The sequence below is a fragment of the Nesterenkonia haasae genome, assembly GCF_010119385.1.
GTDB lineage: Bacteria > Actinomycetota > Actinomycetes > Actinomycetales > Micrococcaceae > Nesterenkonia > Nesterenkonia haasae.
The window spans coordinates 86528-110035 of sequence record NZ_VFIE01000021.1; the positions used below are offsets into that span (position 1 = coordinate 86528).

Below are 23508 nucleotides of genomic sequence, written 5' to 3' on the forward strand. Positions count from 1 at the left end.
AGAAGCGCTTTGCGTGGACGCTAAATCGGGTTTACGCTAGCTGGCGATGTTGCCGAACGCGCCCTCGGGCCAGCCCACTCTGACTCTCGACTCAGGCCTCACCGTTCGGCCTTGGGCCGAGGGGGACGACCTCAAGCTCCTCGAAGTGTGGGGCGATCCCGAGAATCCCATGCACCACAGGGATCGCAGCCTGCTGCGGCCCTCCTCCAATGAGCCTTGGTCGCGCTGCATCGTCGCTGAGGACAATGGGATTCCGCTGGCCGCCGCCACAATCTTCCGCTCCTCGCTGCATCCGGACCGGCTGTCCTTCTATGCGGAAGTCGCGCCTGACTACCGGCGTAGGGGAATCGCGGCTCAGCTGCTGCAGATTCTGGAGGCCGAGATCCCCAATTGCGCGGTTCAGAGTCTCAAAGCGCGTTGCGCCAAAGGATCAGCCGCCCAATGCTTCCTCAAGGACAACGGCTTCCGCAAGGTCCAACGCTCGCGGGAGGTCATCATCCAACCGGACAGCCTGCCTGTCCCGGATGTGGAGAACTTGGCCATTGACCTGGAGGAGATCGCCACCGGCTCGGTGGAGCTGACTCAGGTGGTCACAGACTTCTACAACGCAGTCCACGGGTGGGACCGCGCTGAGATGACGATCGGCCGTGCTCAGCAGATGCTGCTCTCCCCAGAATCTGGTGCTACAGGCGCCGTCGTTCTCCGATCCACTGCTGATGAGAACGCCAAGCCCATTATGGCTTTCGCCATCAGCTATACCCCAGAACGCACAGACGACCCCGCTGACGTGTTGCTTGGCTGGGACCCCAGCCTTGGTGATGGTCAGGCAGAGCATGTGGTGAGGCAACTGCTGGGGCTGGTGGCTGCGCGCTTCCCGGTTTCGGTGGAAGTCGATGATTCCATGGTGCCGCTGAAGCGGGTCACCGACGAGCTCGCTGAGGCTGATGAAGCTGAGGTCGACTTTGAAGCGCTGATCTACGCCCGCGACGCCAACTGAGCCTGCTCGCCCAGCTTTTACCCCGCCTCTTGAGTTTTACCCTGCGCTTTAGGCAAAGGTCATTCACATTAGGGGTGGTCATTCCGAGCGGTGCGGGGGTTTGACCAGATACGGACAATGGAAACGTGACAGAAACTCTCAACAACCCCACAGCCACCGCCCTACTGCCACCGCTGCAGCTGGGGCCGATTACTGTGAACACGCCTGTGGTGCTCGCCCCCATGGCCGGCATCACCAACACAGCATTCCGCCGCCTGTGCCGCGAATACGGCGGCGGGCTCTACGTCAATGAGATGGTCACCGCCCGCGCGCTGGTGGAACGTAGGCCGGAATCGCTGCGCATCATCAAACATGAGCCCGATGAAGTTCCCCGGTCCGTCCAGCTCTACTCGGTAGACCCCGTCACCACCGGACACGCGGTGCGCATGCTGGTGGAAGAGGACCGAGCTGATCACATCGATCTCAACTTCGGCTGCCCCGTCCCCAAAGTCACGCGCAAAGGCGGCGGTTCGGCGCTGCCGTGGAAGATCCGGTTGTTTGAATCGATCGTCGCCACTGCGGTGCGGGAGGCTTCTCAGGCTGATATCCCGGTCACCGTCAAAATGCGCAAAGGGATCGACGAGGACCACCTCACCTTCATCGAAGCAGGTCGCGTCGCTCGTGATTCCGGTGTAGTGGCAGTCGCGCTCCATGGGCGGACAGCGCGCCAGCACTACTCCGGCCAGGCGGACTGGGACGCCATTAAACGGCTGCGCGAGGCACTGCCTGATCTGCCAGTGCTCGGCAACGGTGATATCTGGAGTGCAGAAGATGCGGTGCGCATGGTCGAGCAGACCGGAGTCGACGGAGTGGTCGTAGGCCGCGGATGCCAGGGCCGGCCCTGGTTGTTCGGTGACCTGCAGGCCGCTTTCGAGGGCCGCGCTGATAGGTTTCAGCCGGGTGTCGAGATGGTCTGCAGGACCCTGTTGCATCACGCCCAGCTGCTCATCCCGTACTTCGACGGAGATGAGCGCAAAGCCATGCAGGACATCCGCAAACATGTGGCCTGGTACTTCAAGGGATACCCGGTGGGATCAGCCCTGCGCACCCAGCTGGTCACCGTCGAATCGCTCCAGCAGCTTCAGGACCTGCTCGGGCAACTCGATCAGAGCCTGGGCTACCCGGGCCAGCCGGCTGAAGGCCCACGTGGCCGAGCCGGGTCCGCCAAGAAGGTGCACCTGCCGGAAGATTGGCTCGCATCACAGGAACTGAATGCGGACCAGCAGGAGATGATTCAGGCCGCAGAGGTGGACATTTCCGGAGGATAGGCTGGACGTCATGAGCGTACGGAATGTTGAGCGTATCGAGGGGCAGTATTCGGCCCTCGCCCCGGGATACGCCGAGGTAGATGAGGACCGCTGGGTTCCTGAGCACGGCAAATCGGTGTACCGCTCAAGTTTTGAACGCGACCGGGCTCGTCTGCTGCATTCCTCCGCACTGCGCCGGCTGGGTGCGAAGACCCAGGTGGTCTCGCCCAGCAGCGATGATTTCTCCCGCACCCGACTGACGCATTCGCTGGAAGTCGCCCAGGTCGGACGTGAATTGGGCCGGATGCTCGGCTGCGACCCCGATGTCGTCGATGCCGCCTGTCTCTCTCATGATCTGGGGCACCCCCCTTTCGGCCACCATGGTGAAAAGGTGCTCAACGAGTTGGCTGCGCATATCGGAGGGTTCGAGGGCAACGCCCAGACCTTGCGGATCCTCTGCCGCTTGGAGACCAAACGCTTCCACCCTGATGGTCGGTCAGCAGGGCTGAACCTCACTCGGGCCAGCCTTGACGCGGCAGTGAAGTACCCCTGGCGTGCTCATGAGGCGCCTCTGACTGCTGCCGGCACCCGCAGCCAGAAGTTCGGCGCTTACGAAGATGACCTGGAGGCGTTTACTTGGATGCGCTCTGGGGTGCTGGGCACCCGCAAATCCATGGAGGCGCAGGTGATGGATGCTGCCGATGACATCGCCTATTCCGTCCATGACGTGGAGGACGGCATTGTCAACGGCCGTTTCCAGTTGAAGTTTCTACAGGACAGTGTCCAACGGGCCCGGGTCATCCAAACTGTTCAGGAGTGGTACCTGCCGGAGACTCCGGAAGACCAAGTCGACGCCGCGATCGCAAGATTGGAAGCCAGTGAGAATTGGGTGTGGGAGTCCGACGGCTCCCGGCGTGCGCTTGCTGCGCTGAAGAACATGACTTCTGAACTGATCGGACGCTTCTGTCATGACTTTTGGTCAGCTACTCGCAGTGCGCACGGTGAGAAACCCTTGGTCAGGCATGAGGCGGATCTGGTGATCCCGCAGCAGACGCTGGAGGAGATCTGCGTGATGAAGGGAATCGCTGCGCACTACATCATGGCCTCCCGCGAGCAGCTGCCGGTGTACAAGCGGCAGTCCGATGTGCTGCAGGCACTCCATGGGTTGCTGATGGAAACCGACGACCGGTTCTTAGAGCCTCCTTTTCAGGCGGATTTTCGCTCCGCGGACGACGACGCCGGCAGGCACCGTGCGATCATCGATCAGATCGCCTCGCTGACCGACGGGGCCTGCCTGGAGTGGTACGCGACACTGGTGAAGGGTCAGCCCGTAACCAACTCGCTGTTCGCCTCCTGAGCGGAGAGCGGCGGCGTCGTTTCATGATCGAAACACGGTGCAGGGTAGGGTTGTGGTCGGTCATCACAACGGGGTGGTGACTCCTAACGCAACCTCGGAAGGCATTGATTGATGTTTTCGAAGATTCTGGTGGCCAACCGTGGCGAGATCGCCATTCGCGCGCTCCGCGCTGGTGTGGAGCTGGGTGCCCGCACTGTTGCGGTCTACCCTCATGAGGACCGAAACTCACTGCATCGGCAGAAGGCTGATGAGTCCTACAGAATTGGGGACGAAGGCCATCCGGTACGGGCGTATCTGGATGTGGACGAGATCATTCGCGTCGCCCAGCATGCAGGTGCTGAGGCCATCTACCCCGGTTACGGTTTTCTCTCGGAGAACCCTGACTTAGCTCGTGCCGCTGAGCAGGCCGGCATCACATTCGTGGGCCCACCGGTGAGTGTGCTGGAGTCCACGGGGGATAAGGTCAAAGCACTCAGGGCCGCGAAGGCTGCCGGGATCCCGGTGCTGGAAAGTTCTGACCCGTCCCGAGATGTTGACGAGCTCACCGCTGAGGCTGAGCGAATCGGCTTCCCTGTCTTCGTCAAAGCAGTCGCCGGAGGCGGTGGCCGAGGCATGCGGCGGGTGGAGCGCAGGGAGGACCTTCCGGATGCATTGAAGGCTGCGATGCATGAGGCCGACACCGCTTTCGGCAATCCCACCGTGTTCATTGAGATGGCAGTGGAGCGGCCCCGGCACATCGAAGTTCAGATCCTCGCCGACGGTGAGGGGAACGTCGTCCATCTCTTTGAACGCGACTGTTCGCTGCAGCGCCGGCACCAGAAGGTGGTGGAGATTGCTCCGGCACCGAATCTGGATGAGGATGTGCGCCAGGCACTCCACCGCGACGCGGTGGCTTTCGCGAAGGCCATGCACTACCGCAACGCAGGCACTGTGGAGTTCCTGCTGGAGACTGCGGGTGAGCGGGCTGGGCAGCACGTCTTTATTGAGATGAACCCCCGCATCCAGGTGGAGCACACCGTCACGGAGGAAATCACCGATATTGACCTGGTCGCCTCCCAAATGCGCATCGCGGCCGGAGAATCCTTGGAGGACTTGGGGATCCGGCAGCAGGACCTGCGGGTGCGCGGTGCGGCACTGCAGTGCCGGATCACCACAGAGGATCCAGCTAATGGTTTCCGGCCCGACGTCGGCACGATCACCGCCTACCGGTCCGCCGGCGGCTCCGGGATCCGGCTTGACGGTGGCACAGCCTACGCCGGCGCGGAGATCAGCCCGCATTTCGATTCGATGCTGGTGAAACTCACCTGCCGTGGACGTGACTATCTGACAGCAGTAGCACGGTCGCGTCGCGCGCTGGCCGAGTTCCGGATACGCGGAGTCGCGACCAACATCCCGTTCTTGCTCAATGTGCTCAGCTCAGAGGAGTTCCTGGCCGGGGACACCGCCACGGACTTCATAGATAAGCATCCCGAGCTGGCGACGGCCAACCGCTCGCAGGACCGTGGGTCAAAGGCGCTGCAGTACCTCTCGGACATCACCGTGAATCAGCCTCACGGTCCCCGGGTCCAGGGTATGGACCCTCGTGACAAGCTGCCGAAGTTCCCCGGTGATAAGCGGGACGAACCGGACCGTTCGCCGTTCGACGGGCCGTCCAAACACCCCAAGCCTCGGGGGTGGAAGGATGTGCTCCGCGCAGCGGGACCCGAAGGCTTCGCCAGGACGCTGCGCCAATCCACAGCTTTGGCGGTGACTGACACCACCTTCCGAGACGCCCACCAGTCGCTGCTGGCTACCCGCGTGCGTACCCGCGATCTGCTGGCTGCCGCACCGGCCGTGGCTCATGTGACCCCAGGCCTCTTTTCTGCTGAAGTGTGGGGAGGCGCGACCTACGATGTGGCGCTGCGCTTCCTCTCAGAAGACCCTTGGGGCCGTCTGGCCTGGCTGCGCGATGAGATGCCGAACATCCCCCTGCAGATGCTGCTGCGCGGTCGCAACACCGTTGGCTACACCCCCTACCCGTTGAAGGTCACTGAGGCGTTCGTCCAAGAGGCGACCGCCACGGGTGTGGACATCTTCCGAATCTTCGACGCCCTCAACGACGTCAACCAGGTCATTCCTGCCATTGAGGCGGTGCGGTCCACCGGAACCGCGGTGGCTGAGGCCGCCCTGTGCTACACCGGAAACCTCAGCGCCCCAGAGGAGAACCTCTACACGCTGGACTACTATCTCGATCTGGCCCGGCGCATGGTTGACGCCGGTGCGCATATCTTGGCGATCAAAGACATGGCCGGCCTGCTGCGTCCTCAAGCTGCAAAGACCTTGGTCACCGCGCTCCGGGAGGAATTTGAACTGCCGGTGCATCTGCACACTCACGACACTGCCGGTGGCCAGCTGGCCACGCTGCTCGCCGCCTCAGAGGCTGGGGTCGACGCAGTGGACGTGGCGACAGCCTCCATGGCGTCGACCACCTCGCAGCCGCCAGCCTCGGCGCTGGTGGCAGCCCTGGAGAACACCGAGCGGGACACCGGCCTGGGGCTGGACGCCGTGGCGTCCCTGGAGCCGTACTGGGAGGCGGTACGGGGAATCTACGCTCCGTTCGAATCTGGGCTGCCCGGACCCACCGGGCGTGTGTACCGGCATGAGATTCCCGGGGGCCAGCTGTCGAACCTGCGTCAGCAGGCGATTGCACTCGGGTTGGGGGAGCGCTTCGAGCAGATCGAGGACATGTACTTTGCGGCGGATAAAATGCTCGGCAGACTCGTGAAGGTCACTCCAAGCTCGAAGGTGGTCGGTGATCTCGCCCTTCAACTGGTGGGCCTGGGTGCCGATCCTGCAGAGTTCGAGCAGAGTCCAGGTGACTACGATCTGCCTGACTCGGTCATTCAGTTCCTCGCCGGCCAGTTGGGAGACCCCCCAGGCGGGTGGCCGGAGCCCTTCCGCAGCAAGGCGTTGCAGGGCCGGACAGTCAAGCCAATGGCCGAGGATCTGTCCGAGGACGACGCCGCGGCACTGGACTCAGACTCCGCCACTCGCCGCACGGCGCTCAACAGGCTGCTCTTCCCAGGACCGGCTGGCGATTTCGAGGCAGCTCGGGAGAAGTACGGCGACATCCACGTGTTGCACACCCGCGACTATCTCTACGGGATGACTCCGGGTCACGAGCATGTGATCTCACTGGGCAAGGGCGTGCGCCTGCTGGTCACGCTGCAGACAATATCCGAACCCGATGAGAAGGGCATGCGCACCGTGATGTGCACCCTCAACGGCCAAGCTCGCCAGGTCATGGTCAGAGACGAATCCGTGGAGTCGAAGGTTGCCGCCGCGGAAAAGGCAGACCCCAACAACACCTCCCATGTCGCGGCCCCCTTCGCAGGGGCGGTATCAGTCCAGGTGGCGGAGGGCGAGGCAGTGGAAGCTGGGCAGACCATCGCCAGTATTGAGGCAATGAAGATGGAGTCCGGCATTACAGCGCACTCAGCGGGAACAGTGGCTCGCCTTGCCGTCACCGGTGTCCAGCAGGTCGACGGAGGAGACCTCATCCTGGTCCTGGAGTGAGAACTGGCATTCCAGCTGTGGACAAAACTGTGTTTTGCAAACCTGCTCACGTCAATAACCGACCAGAGCCCAATATTCTGTGTTAGGCGCCATCATGTAAAATGCTAAACACCCAGATGAGGTGAGGAGCACATGATGGATTCCCCTTTTCGGTTGTCTGACCAATCGAAATTGGATCCTCATGGCGCGTCAGAGGAAGGCGTCGGCCGCCATCAACGGTTTCTTGCGGATCCGCGCGGCCTGCGTGGACTGCTCCGAGCGAGTCAACTCGTCACCGGGGAACTGGATCTCGAGGACGTGCTCCAAAGAATCGCGGAGTCGGCGGTCACTTTGGTGAATGCCCAATACGGTGCGCTGGGTGTCATTGACTCGGAGGGACGGTTGGAGCAGTTCATTCACGTAGGGATGCCCCAAGAACTGGTGGATCAAATCGGCCAACTCCCGGAAGGCCACGGGGTGCTCGGAGCAGTCATCGAGAGCTCCTGCCCCATGCGGCTGGACGATCTCACCGCTGACTCTCGATCTGTCGGATTCCCTGCCCATCATCCGCCCATGCGGACCTTTCTCGGGGTCCCTATCACAATTGGCGGGCGGACCTACGGAAATCTCTATCTGACCGACCGGGTCAGCGGTGTTTTTACAGAGGACGACGAAGATCTCGTCACTGCATTGGCCGCCACAGCCGCCACCGCTATCACCAACGCCCGGCTCTACGACGAGGCCCGCCGGGCTCAGCGCATCAGCGCTGCTTTGAGCATGGTCACAGCTGGCCTGTTGGAGTCCGCGCAGAGCGACGTCTATGGTGTCCTCGCTGACAACGCCGCAACCCTGGCCGAGGCGGAGCTCGCCTGCGTCGTCCTTCCCGGCGCGAGCGGAGGCACCCTGCGCATCGCTGCGGCCCGAGGTGAAGGGGCAGCGCGCCTCCAGGACCGTTCGCTCCCGCTCGCGGATTCGGTGCTCGCACACGCACTCAGCGGTGAACGCGGGATTTCTCAGCATAACGGAAGGGGGCCGCCTCCGCTGGGGAAGGACGTCCCGGGTGGCTCAATTGTCGCGGTTCCGCTTGTCGTGTCCGGGGTCCGCGTCGGTGCTCTCTGCGTCGTCCGGAGGGCGGATAGGCCGCCACTCGGGTCCGGTGATCTGGCCATGGTGGAGGAGTTCGTTGACCAGGCGGGTATCGCCGTGGCTCTTGCGCAGGCACGTGTAGATCGCCAACGGCTCGAGGTCACAGAGGATCGCGCTCGGACTGCTCGCGACCTGCACGACCATGTCATCCAGCGGCTATTCGGCACAGGCCTGGGTTTGCAGGCACTTGCAAGTGCTCACCCTGCGCAGGCAGATATTTTGGAAGAGCATATCTCCGCAATCGATGCCGCAATAGTCGACATTCGAACAGCGATCTTCACTCTTCAGACTCGCGGGACCTCACATGCTGCTCGTCACCGGATCCTTGATCTCGTCACGGAGTTCGGACCGCAGTTCTCCACGGCCCCCAAAGTCACGCTGAGCGGTCCCATAGACCTTATGATCACCGACCAACTCCTCGACGACACAGTTGCAGTCCTCAGAGAAGCTCTCACCAATGTTCTGCGGCATGCACATGCTGAGCTGGTGGAAGTTGAGGTGGTTGCCACCGCAGAGGATGTCACGGTCTTGGTCAGGGACGATGGAGTGGGGGTGCCATGGCAGACAATACGCACGAGCGGTATTGATAACTTGCACGAACGTGCGGTCGCCCGCGGTGGTAGCTTCAGCCTGGAATCCAGTGAATCCGGCGGTACGTGCGCTCGTTGGCATGCCCTCATCACTCCAAGGACACCGCAATGATCCGGGTCTTCCTCGTCGACGACCACGAGATAGTCCGGCGCGGGGTTGCCCAGCTCATTAATGCCCAACCGGGAATGGAGGTCGTGGGGGAGTCAGCGACCATGCGGGGGACCCTGGACAGAGTCGCGGCGAAAGCCCCAGATATCGTCGTTCTTGATGTGCGGCTGCCTGATGGCAGCGGAATCGACTTGTGCCGCAGGATCCTGTCTGCCCACCCGGACACCGGCTGCCTGATTCTCACCGCCTATGACGATGATGTCGCCAGTACCGCAGCCGTAATGGCTGGAGCTTCAGGGTATGTGCTGAAGAATATCGGCGGAAGACACTTGATTGACAGGATCCTCCAGGTGGCCAAGGGTGAGAGCTTGGTGACGAAGGACCTGGCCGTCCGGGTGCATTCATCGATCACCTCACAACACCAAGACACCCAGTCCCCGGAGCTCAACCTCACGGTGCGTGAATCGCAGGTCCTTGAACTCATCACCGAGGGCCTCACCAATAGACAAATCGGCGCGCGGCTCAATATTGCGGAGAAAACGGTGAAGAACTACGTCTCCGGGCTGCTGGCGAAACTCGGAATGAAGCGCCGCACACAAGTCGCCGCTTATGGTGCCACAACAAAAGCCAACTACTCTCAAAACTAGAGTCGCCGTGAGTCTCTGACCTGTGTTGATACAGGCACAAAGGTAGGACCAAGGACCCTACCGCGCATCGTCTTCTGCGCCCCAGAATGGAGTCAACTCGTGAGGCAGCGAGCCGTGACCAAGGGGATTTTTACATGAGCACAAGCACCACCAGCCGGTTAGATCAGGTGATCCAAGTTGCTGTCGAGGCCGAGCTGAACTGGACACCGGAACTTGAATCAGAAGCCATTCACGTCGAAGTCAGCAATGCAGTCGTCACCCTCTACGGTGTCGTTGGCAACACTCTCAGATACTTGGCATGCGGCCGTGCAGCGCGTCGAGTCCGGGGAGTGACTGTGGTGACAAACAACGTGAAGGTGGAACCTCTCAGGACGAAGAGCGTCCGTGACACAGATATCGCCGAAATCGTCGAGCAGGCACTGTTCTGGGCGAACAACGTTCCTAGAACAGTCACATCGCACGTCCGTGATCGCCACGTCACGCTGACGGGAGGAGTGATCTGGAGTTTCCAACGGGAAGCCGCCCAGCAGGTGGTGGAAAATATCCGCGGCGTTGAGTCGATTGACAATCAGATCTCCCTCAGTGCCCGGGCCCCGGGCAACGCGTCCGAAGAGAACATCATGACAGCGTTGCTGAGCAACCCGCACATCGATGCGAGGGATGTCACTGTTACCGTCGTCGATGCCAAAGCCACCCTTACCGGATGGGTCAGTACTTTCCGTGAGAAGAAGCAAGCCGGTCTCGCCACCTGGGCATGCTCAGACGTGAGCGACATCGACAATCGACTGAGGATTCGGTCCCGATGACCGTCTGCGCGTGAGGTTCGGAAGGGGCCGAGTATGTTCGAATGGGCTTTTCACTGGGGGATCTTCCTGTCGATCTTCTCGGTACTTTTTATGGTTCTCGGGGTGACGCTCACGATTTCGCTGCTGCTGCTTGCCCGAGATCCTGGCATGGGGGAGGGAAGCGGCCCCCGCTCGTCTCCGTCGCGAGCAGGTGATCTCAAGTAGCTCGGGTCCTAGACGGGTGAACGAGTGTGAACCGTCGTAAGGTCCTCGTGCGTTCGGCTTATCCACAGGGCTGCGGCGTAGTTGTCGCTTGGCCGGTAGATTGGTGTCATGGCAGGACTGATTCGGCGTGAGGACATTGACGCGGTACGCGAGCGCGCCGATCTGCGGGAAATTGTGGAGCAGTACGTCACTCTGAAGAAGGCCGGGATCGGCTCGTTCAAAGGCCTGTGCCCCTTCCACGACGAACGCACGCCCAGCTTCCACATCCGCCCGCAGGTGGGCAGCTACCACTGCTTCGGCTGTGGGGAGTCCGGGGATGTCATTGCGTTCCTCCAAGCCATGGAACACACCTCATTCCAAGAGACTGTGGAGCGTTTGGCACAGAAGTTCGGGATTGAGCTGCGTTACGAGGACGGCGGAACGGGGCCGGACAAGGCCGAGACCGGCAGGAGACAGCGCCTGTTGGATGCACACAAAATTGCCGATGAGTTCTATCAACGCTGCCTCACCATCCCGGAGGCGCAGATCGGTCGGGACTTCCTCACCGGTCGCGGCTTCAGCCGTGTGCATGCTGAACACTACGGTGTGGGCTATGCGCCCAAGGGATGGGACAACCTGCTCGGACACCTGCGCGCCAAAGGTTTCCGGGATGACGAACTCCAGCACACCGGCATGTTCTCCGAGGGTCGCCGCGGCATCTACGACCGATTCCGTGGCCGGCTCATGTGGCCGATCCGGGACATGACCGGCAACACTGTGGGCTTCGGCGGCCGTCGCCTCTACGAGGACGACCCAGGCCCCAAGTACCTCAACTCACCCGAGACCACCGTCTACAAGAAGTCTCAGGTGCTCTACGGAATTGAGCACGCCAAACGGAACATCGCCAAAAAACGACAGCTGGTGGTCGTCGAGGGTTATACCGATGTCATGGCCTGTCACATCGCTGGGGTGGACACCGCCGTGGCCACCTGCGGCACCGCCTTCGGTGAGGGGCACATCAAGATCGCGCGCAGGCTGCTCTCCGACGACGGCACCCCCGCCGAGGTCGTGTTCACCTTTGATGGTGACGAGGCGGGGCAGCAGGCCGCGGTCAAAGCGTTCAACGAAGCCCACCAGTTCAATGCCCAGACGTTCATCGCCGTCGGTCCCGAGGGAATGGACCCATGCGATGTCCGCCAACACCGTGGCGACGAGGCGGTCCAAGCACTGGTGGAGGCAAAAACGCCTCTCGTGGAGTTCGTCATCCGCCGCCGACTACGCGAATGGGACCTCAGCGCGGTTGAGGGGCGCATTGGTGCCCTCCGTGCGGCTGCCCCGGTCGTCGCAGAGATCCGTGATGATTCCCTCCGTGCGGCCTATACCCGCGAACTCGCCGGGTGGCTAGGCACTGACGTAGATGAGGTCAAGACCGCCGTGGGAGCATCACGCAGCGGGGGCGGCCGTCGCGGCGGGCCCGCACAGCAGAACACGACGACGTCCCAGCGGTCTCAGCAGCACCACACGGCCGGAACCTCTCCACAGCGCAGAAACACACAAACGAGGCAGACAGACCGCGGGAGCCCCGAACCTCAAGGAGCAAGCGGCGTCGGCGGTTTCGCATTTCCTCGACCTGATACGCGGGACCCAGCGGTGATGATGGAGCGGCAGGCACTTGAGGTCATTCTGCAGCATCCCACGCGGCTGACTGCAGAGCAGTGGGAAGAGATATTCACCGTACGGTTCACCGCGCCTGCGCATCTGGCCGTTCATGACGGGATCAGAATCGCCGCCGCAGAGGCCTCCGATCCCAGAACCTGGGTGGAGACGGTGCGGCAAGAGGTGCCTGAGCCACTTCGCGGATTCGTCTCGGAGCTTGCGGTCACGTCGCTGCCGGCGAGGAATGAGGAACACCTGGACCGATACTGTCAGGAGATTCTCAACCGGCTCGTCGAGCTGAAGATCCAGCATGAGAAAGCGAACCTGCTGGGCCGGCTGCAGCGCATGGATCCGAGCGAATCACCTCAGGAGTACCGTCAGGTGAATGCGGATCTGATGGAGCTGGAACGACGCCGCCGGACGCTCCGCAGCGCCGAATAGGGCACGGTGAGCGGGCATATGACGGGCATCATTTGGCGATGTCTGCGGTGACGACGCCGAAGGCGTCAAACAGCTCAGCTGCTCCAACAAAGAGATTCAGACCTGGCTCACCAGCTCCCATGCAGATCCGGTCCGCAATGGACTCATCGGCGAATACCGGCCAGCGCACATTGCCCTCGCCGAACGAGCCGAATGGGGTGATAGTGCCTGGACGGTAACCCGTGGCGTGGAACCCCTCGTCAGGTGCGGCCATTGACGCTTTCTTCACCCCCGCGACCCTGCGGAGCTTGGCCCAGTCGACCTGCTGATCACCACGGATGAGCACCAGAATATAGCTGTGTTCCCGTGCGGTTTGGGTGACTTTAGTCTTAGCGACCAAGGTCTTGACGATCTCCCGCGGCTCGATCCCAAGGTTCTGAGCGGCCTCCTCCAATGAGGTGGCGTGACCACGGTCCACGAACTCAATCTCCACACCATGGTGCCGCGCATCATCAAGCACCCGCTCACGTCCTGACGGCTCAGTCATGAACTCCAGCTTAGTTCAGCCTCTTCGCACACCAGGGTGGGGCGTGGGAAATCCATTCGCATGTCGTTCGGGACCTCCGACGATGCTGGCAGGGCCGTCTTCCTCTGTGCGACATTGCATGATTTCCCTTTAGCATCAAGAAATTGAAGCGATTTATTTACTGAGTGTCGTGCCTCACGTAACGTGATGCGCGACACTCCAACAGGGCGCAAGACGGAACGCTCACCGGAGACTGGCGTTGGTTTCGACGAGGGAGTCGTATGAAGATCACAAGTAACTTCAGCACCATTATTGCGGTGGCCGCCACCGGGGCGCTCGCACTCTCAGCGTGCGGAGGAGGGGACCCGGTCAGCGCTACAGAGGACGATTCGGTTGAGCTCCGCTTCTCCTACTGGGGTGGAGGTCTTCGTGTCGAGCAGACTGATGCCATCATCGAAGCGTTCGAGGCGGAGTATCCGCACATCTCGGTTTCCAGCGAATATGCCGACTTTGGTGGGCATTGGGATCAACTGGCCACGCAAACAGCCGGCGGCGATACCCCGGATATCATCCAAATGGACGATAAGTACCTACGTGAGTACGCCGACCGTGGGGTACTTCTGGACTTGACCGACGTTGACGTATCTCAATTTGACGAAGACTCCGTAGATAACGGCCGCACAGAAAATGGTCTGTTCGGCATCACAACCGGGATCAACTCCCTGGCACTCGGCGCGAACCCCGATCTCTTTGAAGAGGCCGGCATAGCGATGCCCGATGACACCACCTGGACCTGGGATGACTTTGCCGAGCTCACCGTAGAGCTCAATGCCAACCTTGACGGCGCCTACGCGACCAACGAAACAAACGAACCCGGCGGATTTCAGGTATGGCTGCGGCAGGAGGGGAAGCATCTCACTACAGAGCAAGGGGAACTAGGCTTCGAGGAGGAGGACCTCGCCGAGTACTACACCTATTGGTTAGACCTGCTTAATGATGGAGGTATGCCGGCAGCCGACACAATGTCGGAGAACCGCTCTGCAGATCCCGAGCAACAGCTCATCCACACCGGACGGGTAGCTCTGGCGCCGATGTGGACCAGTTCCCTGGCAGGCATCTCCGAATCTGCAGGTGTGGACATGGAATTATTGCGCTTTCCCTCTAAGACGGGACAGGCGGAGGACAATGGTCTCTGGTACAAGTCGTCCATGTTCCTCTCCGGCGCGGCTTCGACCGACCATCCCGAAGAGGTGCAGCTCTTCATCGACTACGTCGTGAACGATCTTGATGCTGCCCTGCTTGGGTTGACAGACCGGGGCCTGCCCTCGAATCAAGAGGCTAGAGAAGCCGTCCTGGAGGCCATTGACGAACAGGACCTGAAATCTGCCGAGTTCATCGAAGAGATCGAGGATGAACTCGCCGGACCAGAGCCCGTACCTGCCCTGGGATTCTCTGAGATCCAAAACCTGATGCTGCGCTACGAGGACGAACTGTACTTCGAGCGGATGGGGCCAGATGAAGCCGCCAGCAGCGCCATGGCGGAGATGGAACTCGCCATTCAACAATGACGGGCGCATAGGGGCACATCGCTGGGGCCGAGGGGAGCCCCAGCACCAGTCTGTTCTGTAATTGCTTGATACGGTGTTGTCCACCGCACAACTCGCGTGACGATGGGGTCCCGCCTGGTTCCAAGCGTGCACCACGTTTGACGATCGAGGAGGACACTGCACCATGACAGAGCGCACACTGGCAGCCGACCATTCCCGCCGAGCTGCAGAGCACGAAATTCCCGAAGCTATGCGCCACGACGTGGGGCTCCTGGGCGGCCTATTGGGTACGGTTCTGAGTGAATATGGTTCTGCGGGACTGCTAGAAGACGTCGAGAGTCTGCGCTCGCTGACCATCGCCGCAGCTGAGCAGGACTCAGAAGAGACACTGGCCAAGGCTGAAGAGTTCGTCGAAGGACTTAGCGCAGAGCGCGCCAAAGAAGTTGCCCGCGCCTTCACCTGTTATTTCCTGCTCGCCAACTTGTCTGAAGAGCAGCACCGGGTCCGCACCCTCCGTGCTCGTGACGGTGAACTGCCGCTTGAAGAGCAGAAGCCCTCTGACTCGGTGGCCGCCGCCTTCACGCACCTGGCTGACGAAGTCGGTCAGGAAGAAGCCGAACGCCGACTCAAAGAGCTGCGCTTCCACCCGGTGCTCACTGCCCACCCCACCGAAGCCAGACGCAACGCGATCACCGCCAGTGTGCGGCGAATCGGCAACCTTCTCGACGAGCGGGACGACCCGCGTATGGGCGCAGCAGCCCAAGCGCGAAACACGCGGGACCTGATCGAAGAGATCGACAACATGTGGCGCACCGCCCAGCTTCGAGTCTCCAGCCCATCCCCATTGGACGAGGTCCGCACCGCACTAGGCGTCTTCGAGTCGTCTTTCTCCACGGTATTTACTGAGGCCTATCGGCGCATGGACGACTGGCTCCAGGGAGCAGACGCAGGCCGAGCAGCGCCTAAGGCGCCGGCTTTCATTCGGCTGGGATCTTGGATCGCGGGAGACCGTGACGGCAACCCCAATGTCACCGCATCCATCACCCGTCAGGCAGTAGGGCAAGCCGCTGACCGCATCCTAGGAAATCTTGAGGCACGCACCCGGACCGTAGGGCTCTCCCTCACACTGGACGATCGGTACACCCCACCCCAAGATGCCCTGCAGAAACTGTGGAATCACCAGAAGCAGCTCTCCGAGGAACTTACCGAGGTGGCAGCCCAACACTCACCCGGTGAGCCGCACCGCCAGGTGCTGTTGGCGATCGCTGGCCGCGTCCAGGCCACCCGGGAACGCAACGCTGATCTCGCCTACCGGGTTCCTGAAGAACTGGTGGCCGAACTCAAAACAGTACAGGACTCACTGGTCGCTGCTGGCGCCGAGCGCGCAGCCTACGGTGAGCTCCAGGAGCTGATTTGGCAGGTTGAGACCTTCGGCTTCCACTTAGCAGAGCTGGAAGTGCGTCAACATTCCGCCGTTCATATCCAAACTCTCAAATGGCTGGACGCCCCGGACTCGGTGGAGAAGATGGCCGTTCCCGGTGAGGAAGTCCTGGAGACGTTCCGGGCCATTGCCTCGCTTCAGCAGCGCTACGGTATCAACGCCGCTCGGCGGTACATCGTGTCCTTCACTCAGAGCGCGCAGAATCTCGCTGACGTGTACATCCTGGCGGAGAAGGCCCTCGGTGGGCCGGAACAGGCGCCAGTGCTGGATGTCATCCCGCTGTTTGAAACATACGACGACCTGCAGAATGCCCCCCGGATCCTTGAAGAAGCGCTCCAGAATCCGCACCTGCAGAAACGTCTGGAGGAAACGGACCGGCGCATGGAGGTCATGCTCGGATACTCGGACTCGTCCAAAGATGTTGGCCCGGTCGCGGCCACATTGGCGTTGTATCAGGCACAGGAGAGGATCGCGGCCTGGGCGGTGGAAAACAACATCCATCTCACTCAGTTCCACGGACGTGGCGGGGCGCTGGGCCGTGGCGGTGGTCCCGCCAACCGCGCCATCCTCGCCCAGCCTCCGCACTCGGTGGATCTTCGGTTCAAAGTCACCGAACAGGGTGAGGTCATCGATGCCCGCTACGGCAACCCCGAGATCGCTCTGCGCCACATTGAGCAGGTGGCTGCGGCCACCCTCATGGCCAGCGCGCCATCCACCGAGAAGCGCAATGCTGCGGCTGCTGAGAAGTACGCCGACTTGGCCACGCGGCTCGACGACGCTTCTCGCGCGCGCTTCCACAACCTCGTCAAGGCCGATGGGTTCGCTCCCTGGTTCGCCCAGGTCACCCCACAAGATGAGATTGGGCACCTGGCCATCGGTTCCCGGCCAGCCAAACGTGGATTGTCGGTGGAGTCGTTGGAGGACCTGCGCGCCATTCCGTGGAACTTCGCCTGGGGACAAGCCCGGATCAACCTCACTGGATGGTATGGGCTCGGCACCGCGCTGGAATCAGTAGGAGACCTCGATCTGTTGAAACAGGCCTACGCCGAGTGGCCGCTCTTCGCTGCAATGATCGACAATATCGAGATGTCCCTGGCCAAGACTGACGAGCGCATCGCTCAGCGCTACTTGGCACTCGGAGACAGGGCCGAGTTGGCCGAGGCTGTGCTGGAAGAACTTCACCTGACCGAAAAGTGGGTACTGGCTATCACCGGCCAGGACCGGCTACTTGCCGACCACCGGGTGTTGGGCCGTGCCGTGCAGCTGCGCAACCCCTATGTGGACGCCCTGAGTCTTATCCAGCTTCGCGCACTCCGCCGGCTTCGCTCGGGCGATCTGACCGATGAGCAGAGCCAGGACCCGCGCAACCTTCTGCTCATCACCCTCAAAGGAGTTGCAGCCGGTCTGCAGAACACTGGGTAGGGTTGACTTCATGATGCAACGCCTCATCGCAGCAGACAGTGACCCCTACCAGTGGCTAGAAGACGTGGAGGGGGAGGACGCGCTGGCGTGGGTTGAACAGCGCAACCGGAAGGCCGAGGGCCAGCTCCAGGATGAGCAATACGACCCCCTGAAGGGCTCGCTACGGGAGATCCTCGATGCCTCAGACCGCATACCCGGTGTGACGGCGCGCGGGGAGTGGCTCTACAACTTCTGGACGGATGCAGAGCACCCGCAGGGACTCTGGAGGCGCACCACCCTCGACTCCTACAAGACCGATACCCCCGAATGGGAGACCCTGCTCGACCTGGATGAGCTCTCCGCAGCAGAAGGCACCACGTGGGTGTGGCACGGAGCTGCAGTTCTCCGACCCGAACAAGCCTCAGATGACGTCCCCGGCTACTCCCGGGCGCTGATTGACCTCTCACCTGGAGGATCTGATGCCGATGTCACCAGAGAGTTCGACCTCAACACGCGCTGCTTCATCACCCCCGAGGACGGTGGTTTCTACCGGCCCCAGGGGAAAGGCGGGCTCAGCTGGATAGACGCAGATACGGTCTACTCCTCCACCGATCACGCTGGTCCCCAGGAGGACAGCCCAGTCACCAGCTCCGGGTACCCCCGGGTAGCTCGCCGATGGGTCCGCGGCACAGCACTGGAGGATGCCGAGGCCATCATCTCAGTGGCAGAAGATGACATGGTCGCATCCGCTGGTTATGACTCCACCCCGGGATTTGAGCGGCATCTGGCCACCCGTGTCCTGGGCTTCTACGATTCCGAGACGTACCTCATCGAGTACCACGAGCAGTCTCCCGGGTCCCTTGGCAGTGAACCTGCCCTCACGCTCACTCTCATCGACGTCCCCACAGACCTCAACGTGGGCTTCCATCGTGATCTCATCTTCTTCGCCCCACGCACTGAGGCAACTGTCCGCGGCGTGGTGCTCCCCGCCGGGAGCCTCTACGTGGCTGACGCAGCAGAGTTTCTCCACGGCAGCGAGGACGACGCCAGCGTCGAGCAACTGACTGCCCTGTTCACACCCACTGAAGCCACGTCACTGCAAGGCATTACCGCCACTAGGAACCTCTTTGCCCTCACTGTTATGGAGGACGTCGTTGAGCATGTCGAAGCCCATTGGCGCGACGACAGCGGTGCTTGGCAATCCCGACGTGTGCTCAGCGATATCACTGGGTCACTCTCGGTGGGCGCCTATGACTCCCGTGAGACTGACGACATTTGGATTACCGCGCAAGATTTCCTGACTCCCACCACCCGGTACCTCGGCACTCTGGCCCCGCTGCTGGAAGGGGAGCCGGAGACCTATGAACTCATCAAGCAGGCGCCAGAGCGATTCAACGCAGAGGGATTGGCGGCCGTTCAGAGCTTCGCCAGCAGCGCCGACGGGACCCGCATTCCCTACTTCCTGATCGGCCCCGCGGAGACCGTACAGTTCGCTGCAGATGGAGCCCCACGGGAGTCCATCGCAGGTCCGGAACCCCAACCCACACTCCTCTACGGCTATGGCGGATTCGAAATCTCCCAGAAGCCCGGATATCTTCCACTGGTGGGCAAGGCCTGGCTAGAGCGCGGAGGAGTATTCGCTCTGGCGAACATCCGTGGCGGTGGCGAGTACGGCCCCCGGTGGCATCAAGCCGCGCTGAAGGAGAACCGCAACAAGGCTTTTGAGGATTTTGCAGCGGTGGCCCGGGACCTTGTCTCCAGCGGCGTCACGACCACCCAACAGCTGGCCTGCCGGGGCGGATCCAATGGTGGTCTCCTGACCGGAAACATGCTCACCCAGTACCCTGACCTGTTCGGTGCGGTCGTCATCCAGGTGCCGTTGTTGGATATGAAACGCTACTCGCACTTGTTGGCGGGTGCCTCCTGGCGTGCAGAATATGGTGATCCTGACACGGCGGACTGGGAGTACATGCAGGCCTTCAGCCCCTACCACCTGCTCCAGGAGGACGCCGGCTACCCGCCCGTCCTGCTGACCACCAGCACCAAAGACGACCGAGTCCACCCCGGTCACGCGCGCAAGATGACCGCCGCCCTGGAGTCGGTGGCCGCGGATGTCACGTACTGGGAGAACACTCAAGGTGGGCACGGGGGAGCTGCGAACCCTGAACAACAGGCCACCATGAATGCGCTGATCTACCGTTTCCTGGCGCAACGTTTGGGTTTGGACTGAGGCCGACACACCAGGCAGATTGGGCCGCAAAGGTGTAAGATCTTGACGCACCGACGGTTCTGTTGAGAGGTACCTGTGTCTGATTCATCTTATGCCGTTGAGGCCCGTGGCCTGGTGAAGAACTTCGGCGACAATGTGGCCGTTGACGGCGTCGATCTCACCATTCCCCGTGGAGGTATTTACGGGGTGCTCGGGCCTAATGGCGCGGGCAAAACCACTGCTATTCGTATGCTTGCTACACTGCTGCGCCCCGATGCAGGAGAAGCCCGGGTGCTGGGGCACGACATCTTTACTGAGCCGAAAGCTGTGCGGGAACGGATTGCACTGACGGGTCAGTTCGCCTCCCTTGATGAGGACCTGACCGGTATAGAGAACCTCATCCTGATCGGACGGCTCCTCGGTTTCACCAAACACCACGCGCGCCGCCGCGGCAAGGACCTGCTCAGCGCATTCGGTCTGGCAGACGCCGCGGACCGGCAGGTCAAGAAGTACTCCGGAGGTATGCGACGCCGTTTGGACATCGCCGGGTCACTCATTGTCACCCCGGACATGATGTTCCTTGATGAACCGACCACTGGAATCGACCCGCGAAGCAGGAACCAGGTCTGGGACATCATCCGCACCCTGGTCGCCGGTGGCACCACCATCCTGCTCACTACCCAGTATCTGGAAGAAGCGGATCAGCTAGCCGACCGAATTGCAGTCATCGACCACGGCCGTGTCATTGCCGAAGGCACCCCAGGGCAGTTGAAGTCGCAGGTGGGCGCCGGAGCGTTGAAACTTCGACTGACCGATCCGGCCCAACGCGAAGAAGCGGCCGGGGTGTTGGAGCGCAGCTTGGGCAGCGCCGTGGTCCGGGAGAAGGATGCCGCTGCTCTGACTGTTCGATTGGGGGAGGAGGCCGGCGCCTCAGCAGCGATGAGATCCCTCGAGGAAATCGGCGTAGCGGTAGAGACATTTTCCTATGGCCAACCCAGCCTGGATGAGGTGTTCCTGGCTCTGACGGGGAAACCCGCTGAGACGGAGAACGACGACGCGGCCGCCGCCCCAGACTCTGAGAAAGTTGCCCAATGAGCCAGACCACCACCAGAACCGATCAAGAGGGTTCAGCAGAAGCCGCGAAAATTCAGCGAGTCCTGCTGCCAGCTGATCAGCGCCCAGCTCCGTCGGGTCCAATCAGTGGTTCAATCACTTTCGGATGGCGCGCGCTGCTTAAGATCAAGCACATCCCCATGCAACTGTTCGACGTGACCATATTCCCCATCATGATGACGGTGATGTTCACCTTCATCTTTGGTGGAGCTATGGGTGCAGTGGTCTCAGGCACGGGCGAGACCGGTGGGCCGGCAGTCAGTGAGTACGTCCAGTTCTTCATTCCGGGGATCTTCGTCCAGACGCTGATCATGATCACCATGTACACCGGTATCACTCTCAATAAGGACATCTCCAAGGGAATCTTTGACCGGTTCCGGTCACTTCCGATCTGGAGGCCCGCCCAACTGGTCGGCGCCCTGCTGGGGGACCAGGTCCGCTACGGCCTGGCTGGCACGATCATCCTCACAGTGGGGTTCATCGTCGGGTTCAGGCCTGAGGGTGGACTGCTGGGCGTGCTGGCAGGTTTTGCTTTGCTGCTGATCTTCAGCTTCTGCCTCTCCTGGGTGTGGACTATGGTCTCGCTGCTGATGCCCAATGAGGAAGCTGTCATGGGGGTGTCCATGACTATCATCTTCCCGCTGACCTTTGCCTCCAATATCTTTGTGCCCACGGAGACCATGCCGAGCTGGTTGAGCGGCGTGGTGGAGGCCAACCCGGTGAGCGTTCTCGTTTCTGCTATCCGGGAGCTCATGGATGGGACGTTCGACGCCGGAAACATCGTCGCCGTACTCATCTACTGTGCCGTCCTCGTCGCCATCTTCGCCCCGATATCTATGTACATCTACAATCGGAAGTCCTGAAATCTGGTCTTTGGTATAGGTGCGCCAGGCAGAAACTCCGGAATCCTTAGCTGTATCGCAGGAAGAGTTCATAAGGAACCTTCCGGGTATTGCTTGGAGAGAATCATGATCCGGTTGTTCGTCGCAGTGGTCTTCACCGCTTCCAGCATCCTCGGCGGATCGCACGCTGGCGCAGGTGCTGCTTTCGAAGCGACACAAGAAGCTGTCATCACAGTTGCCGCCACAGAGGCCTCCGAAGTCTCACAAGCAGGTTTTATCAGTGGCATGGTGTGCCGATTGCTTCGCAGCTGTTGAGCACTACCCCCCAAGGGGGCACAGCGGGTCGGTAGACTACGCATATGTCTGAGCCTGAAAAAAAGATTGGTCAATGGGCTCATGACATCCGCCCCCTCCCCGGTGGGAAAAAGTTGTCAGCGGTTCTCGTCGGAGTATGCGTTGTTGTCGTAGGCGGCGATGCCCTCACAGGCACATACGACCTCAGCTCTGCACGGGGCCTCACCGAGATGGTTGTACCTTTCCTCCCCCTGGTGGCGCTAGCAATCGGTGGAGCAGGTTTCGCGGTGCCCACATGGTTTCTTGCCCTTTTCGGTGTACTACTGCTCGGTGCTCCAGCATCAGTCGTCTCCTGGCTAATCTTTCCCAACCTAATAGTGGTGACATTCTGCTGTTTCCTCCTGCCGTGGAGGCCGGCCCTCGCCTTCACCGGCGTGACTCTGCTTCTGGTTCCCGCGCTGGCGCTACCTGGCGAACACGCTACTGAGGCAGTTGTCGTTCTCGGCGTTGCCATATTCCTTGGCGCCATGGCGGGACTGAGCTTGAACGTCTACCGCCAGCGGCAGGAACGGAGCGCCCACCGCATACGAGACCTCGAAAAGCACCAAGCCTTAGTACGTGCGGAGGAACGAACCCGTCTGGCCTATGAACTGCACGATATTGTCGCCCACGATGTCACTGTGATGGCCATGCAGGCTCGTCGCGTCGACTACGTCAAAGACCCGGAGAAATTGCAGGAGATCCTGCATGGGATCGGAGGCACGGCCCGCCAGACCCTGCAAGATCTCCGGAGTCTCGTCGCTCTGCTGAAAGAGGATGAGAAAGAACAGCGCGGATCGCACACTGACAAAACACCGTCCACGTCAGAGGACGCTGAGCCGCTCGGCACAGGAGCTATGTCCGGAGAGACAGCCACCGCTGTGGGATTCGTCCATGACGTCGACGCTGTGGTCGACGCCCTGAAACGCTCTGGCTTCCAGGTCAGCCTCACCGTTGAGGGACAGCCTGCACGCATTCCGGCCAGTATGCGTCAGGCGTTGCGTCGGACGGTGCGTGAACTTGGGACGAACATTCTCAAGCACGCCGAGCCTGGCAGTCAGGCCGATATCCTGCTCCGAGTCGAAGCGAATCAGGCCACGCTCTGGGCCAGTAACGAGGTGTCCACTGCCCAGCCCATCATGTCATCACGGACCGGACTTGAAGCGATGCGGGCACGGTGTGACGCCTTTGGAGGGCACGTGACGATACGGGAAGAGCAGGGTCGGTGGATGACGTCGATCGTCATGCCTCTGGAGGGGCTGCATGCCAAGCCCTCGGGTGAGCGTGACAAAATGAGCCTCACGCGTCTGCACCGGGACGATCCCGGCGTTGGCACTCGCGTCGATTGAATTTAGAGGGGAGTGG

The 23508-nt window shown here is 61.3% G+C and carries 17 protein-coding genes; 16 read left to right on the forward strand and 1 reads right to left on the reverse strand.

Annotated features, from left to right (window positions below):
- The first annotated feature begins 46 nt into the window (after nt 1–46).
- The 9 genes from FH975_RS10095 (at nt 47) to dnaG (ending at nt 12752) form a co-directional block, all read left to right on the forward strand.
- Nucleotides 47–997 carry a GNAT family N-acetyltransferase gene (locus FH975_RS10095; RefSeq protein ID WP_153078811.1) on the forward strand — a complete coding sequence of 317 codons (951 nt, stop codon included), beginning with the start codon at nt 47–49 and terminating at the stop codon, nt 995–997.
- A 125-nt stretch (nt 998–1122) separates the two neighbouring features.
- Nucleotides 1123–2304, forward strand: a complete 1182-nt coding sequence (dusB, locus tag FH975_RS10100) for a tRNA dihydrouridine synthase DusB (protein WP_162321248.1) — start codon at nt 1123–1125, stop codon at nt 2302–2304.
- A 10-nt stretch (nt 2305–2314) separates the two neighbouring features.
- On the forward strand, nt 2315–3640 hold the full coding sequence (locus FH975_RS10105) for a deoxyguanosinetriphosphate triphosphohydrolase (protein WP_162321249.1): 1326 nt from the start codon (nt 2315–2317) through the stop codon (nt 3638–3640).
- Between the two features lie 111 nt (nt 3641–3751).
- A complete protein-coding gene (locus tag FH975_RS10110) occupies nt 3752–7195 on the forward strand; it encodes a pyruvate carboxylase (RefSeq protein ID WP_162321250.1) in 3444 nt (1147 codons plus the stop codon).
- Nucleotides 7196–7327: 132 nt separating this feature from the next.
- Nucleotides 7328–9022: a sensor histidine kinase gene (locus tag FH975_RS10115; RefSeq protein WP_162321251.1), complete on the forward strand. Its 1695-nt coding sequence runs from the start codon at nt 7328–7330 to the stop codon at nt 9020–9022.
- Complete coding sequence (locus FH975_RS10120) at nt 9019–9666, forward strand: response regulator transcription factor (RefSeq protein ID WP_162321252.1); 648 nt, start codon at nt 9019–9021, stop codon at nt 9664–9666. Before FH975_RS10115 ends, FH975_RS10120 begins: the two co-directional genes overlap by 4 nt.
- 134 nt (nt 9667–9800) lie before the next feature.
- Complete coding sequence (locus FH975_RS10125) at nt 9801–10472, forward strand: BON domain-containing protein (RefSeq protein WP_162321253.1); 672 nt, start codon at nt 9801–9803, stop codon at nt 10470–10472.
- 33 nt (nt 10473–10505) lie between these two features.
- Nucleotides 10506–10676 carry a hypothetical protein gene (locus FH975_RS16630; protein WP_153079116.1) on the forward strand — a complete coding sequence of 57 codons (171 nt, stop codon included), beginning with the start codon at nt 10506–10508 and terminating at the stop codon, nt 10674–10676.
- A 108-nt stretch (nt 10677–10784) separates the two neighbouring features.
- Nucleotides 10785–12752 carry a DNA primase gene (gene dnaG, locus FH975_RS10130; protein WP_162321254.1) on the forward strand — a complete coding sequence of 656 codons (1968 nt, stop codon included), beginning with the start codon at nt 10785–10787 and terminating at the stop codon, nt 12750–12752.
- A gap of 28 nt (nt 12753–12780) precedes the next feature.
- Here the strand turns inward: dnaG and FH975_RS10135 are convergent, their stop codons facing one another.
- Nucleotides 12781–13278, reverse strand: coding sequence for an aminoacyl-tRNA deacylase (locus tag FH975_RS10135; protein ID WP_162321255.1), 498 nt, complete (start codon nt 13276–13278; stop codon nt 12781–12783).
- A 260-nt stretch (nt 13279–13538) separates the two neighbouring features.
- On the opposite strand from FH975_RS10135, the gene FH975_RS10140 reads away from it, so the two are divergent.
- The 7 genes from FH975_RS10140 (at nt 13539) to FH975_RS10170 (ending at nt 23492) form a co-directional block, all read left to right on the forward strand.
- Nucleotides 13539–14825, forward strand: a complete 1287-nt coding sequence (locus FH975_RS10140; RefSeq protein ID WP_162321256.1) for an ABC transporter substrate-binding protein — start codon at nt 13539–13541, stop codon at nt 14823–14825.
- 163 nt (nt 14826–14988) lie between these two features.
- Nucleotides 14989–17667 (forward strand): phosphoenolpyruvate carboxylase, encoded by a 2679-nt coding sequence (locus FH975_RS10145; protein ID WP_162321257.1) that lies wholly within the window; start codon nt 14989–14991, stop codon nt 17665–17667.
- A gap of 10 nt (nt 17668–17677) precedes the next feature.
- A complete protein-coding gene (locus FH975_RS10150) occupies nt 17678–19876 on the forward strand; it encodes a prolyl oligopeptidase family serine peptidase (protein WP_162321258.1) in 2199 nt (732 codons plus the stop codon).
- Nucleotides 19877–19951: 75 nt separating this feature from the next.
- The gene (locus FH975_RS10155; protein WP_162321259.1) at nt 19952–20950 is read left to right on the forward strand and encodes an ATP-binding cassette domain-containing protein; all 999 of its coding nucleotides are present in this window, start codon (nt 19952–19954) and stop codon (nt 20948–20950) included.
- Nucleotides 20947–21831, forward strand: coding sequence for an ABC transporter permease (locus FH975_RS10160; protein WP_153078942.1), 885 nt, complete (start codon nt 20947–20949; stop codon nt 21829–21831). The genes FH975_RS10155 and FH975_RS10160 overlap by 4 nt, the downstream gene beginning before the upstream one ends.
- 105 nt (nt 21832–21936) lie before the next feature.
- Nucleotides 21937–22125, forward strand: coding sequence for a hypothetical protein (locus FH975_RS10165; protein WP_162321260.1), 189 nt, complete (start codon nt 21937–21939; stop codon nt 22123–22125).
- Nucleotides 22126–22169: 44 nt separating this feature from the next.
- A complete protein-coding gene (locus FH975_RS10170; protein ID WP_162321261.1) occupies nt 22170–23492 on the forward strand; it encodes a sensor histidine kinase in 1323 nt (440 codons plus the stop codon).
- The last annotated feature ends 16 nt before the right edge of the window (nt 23493–23508 follow it).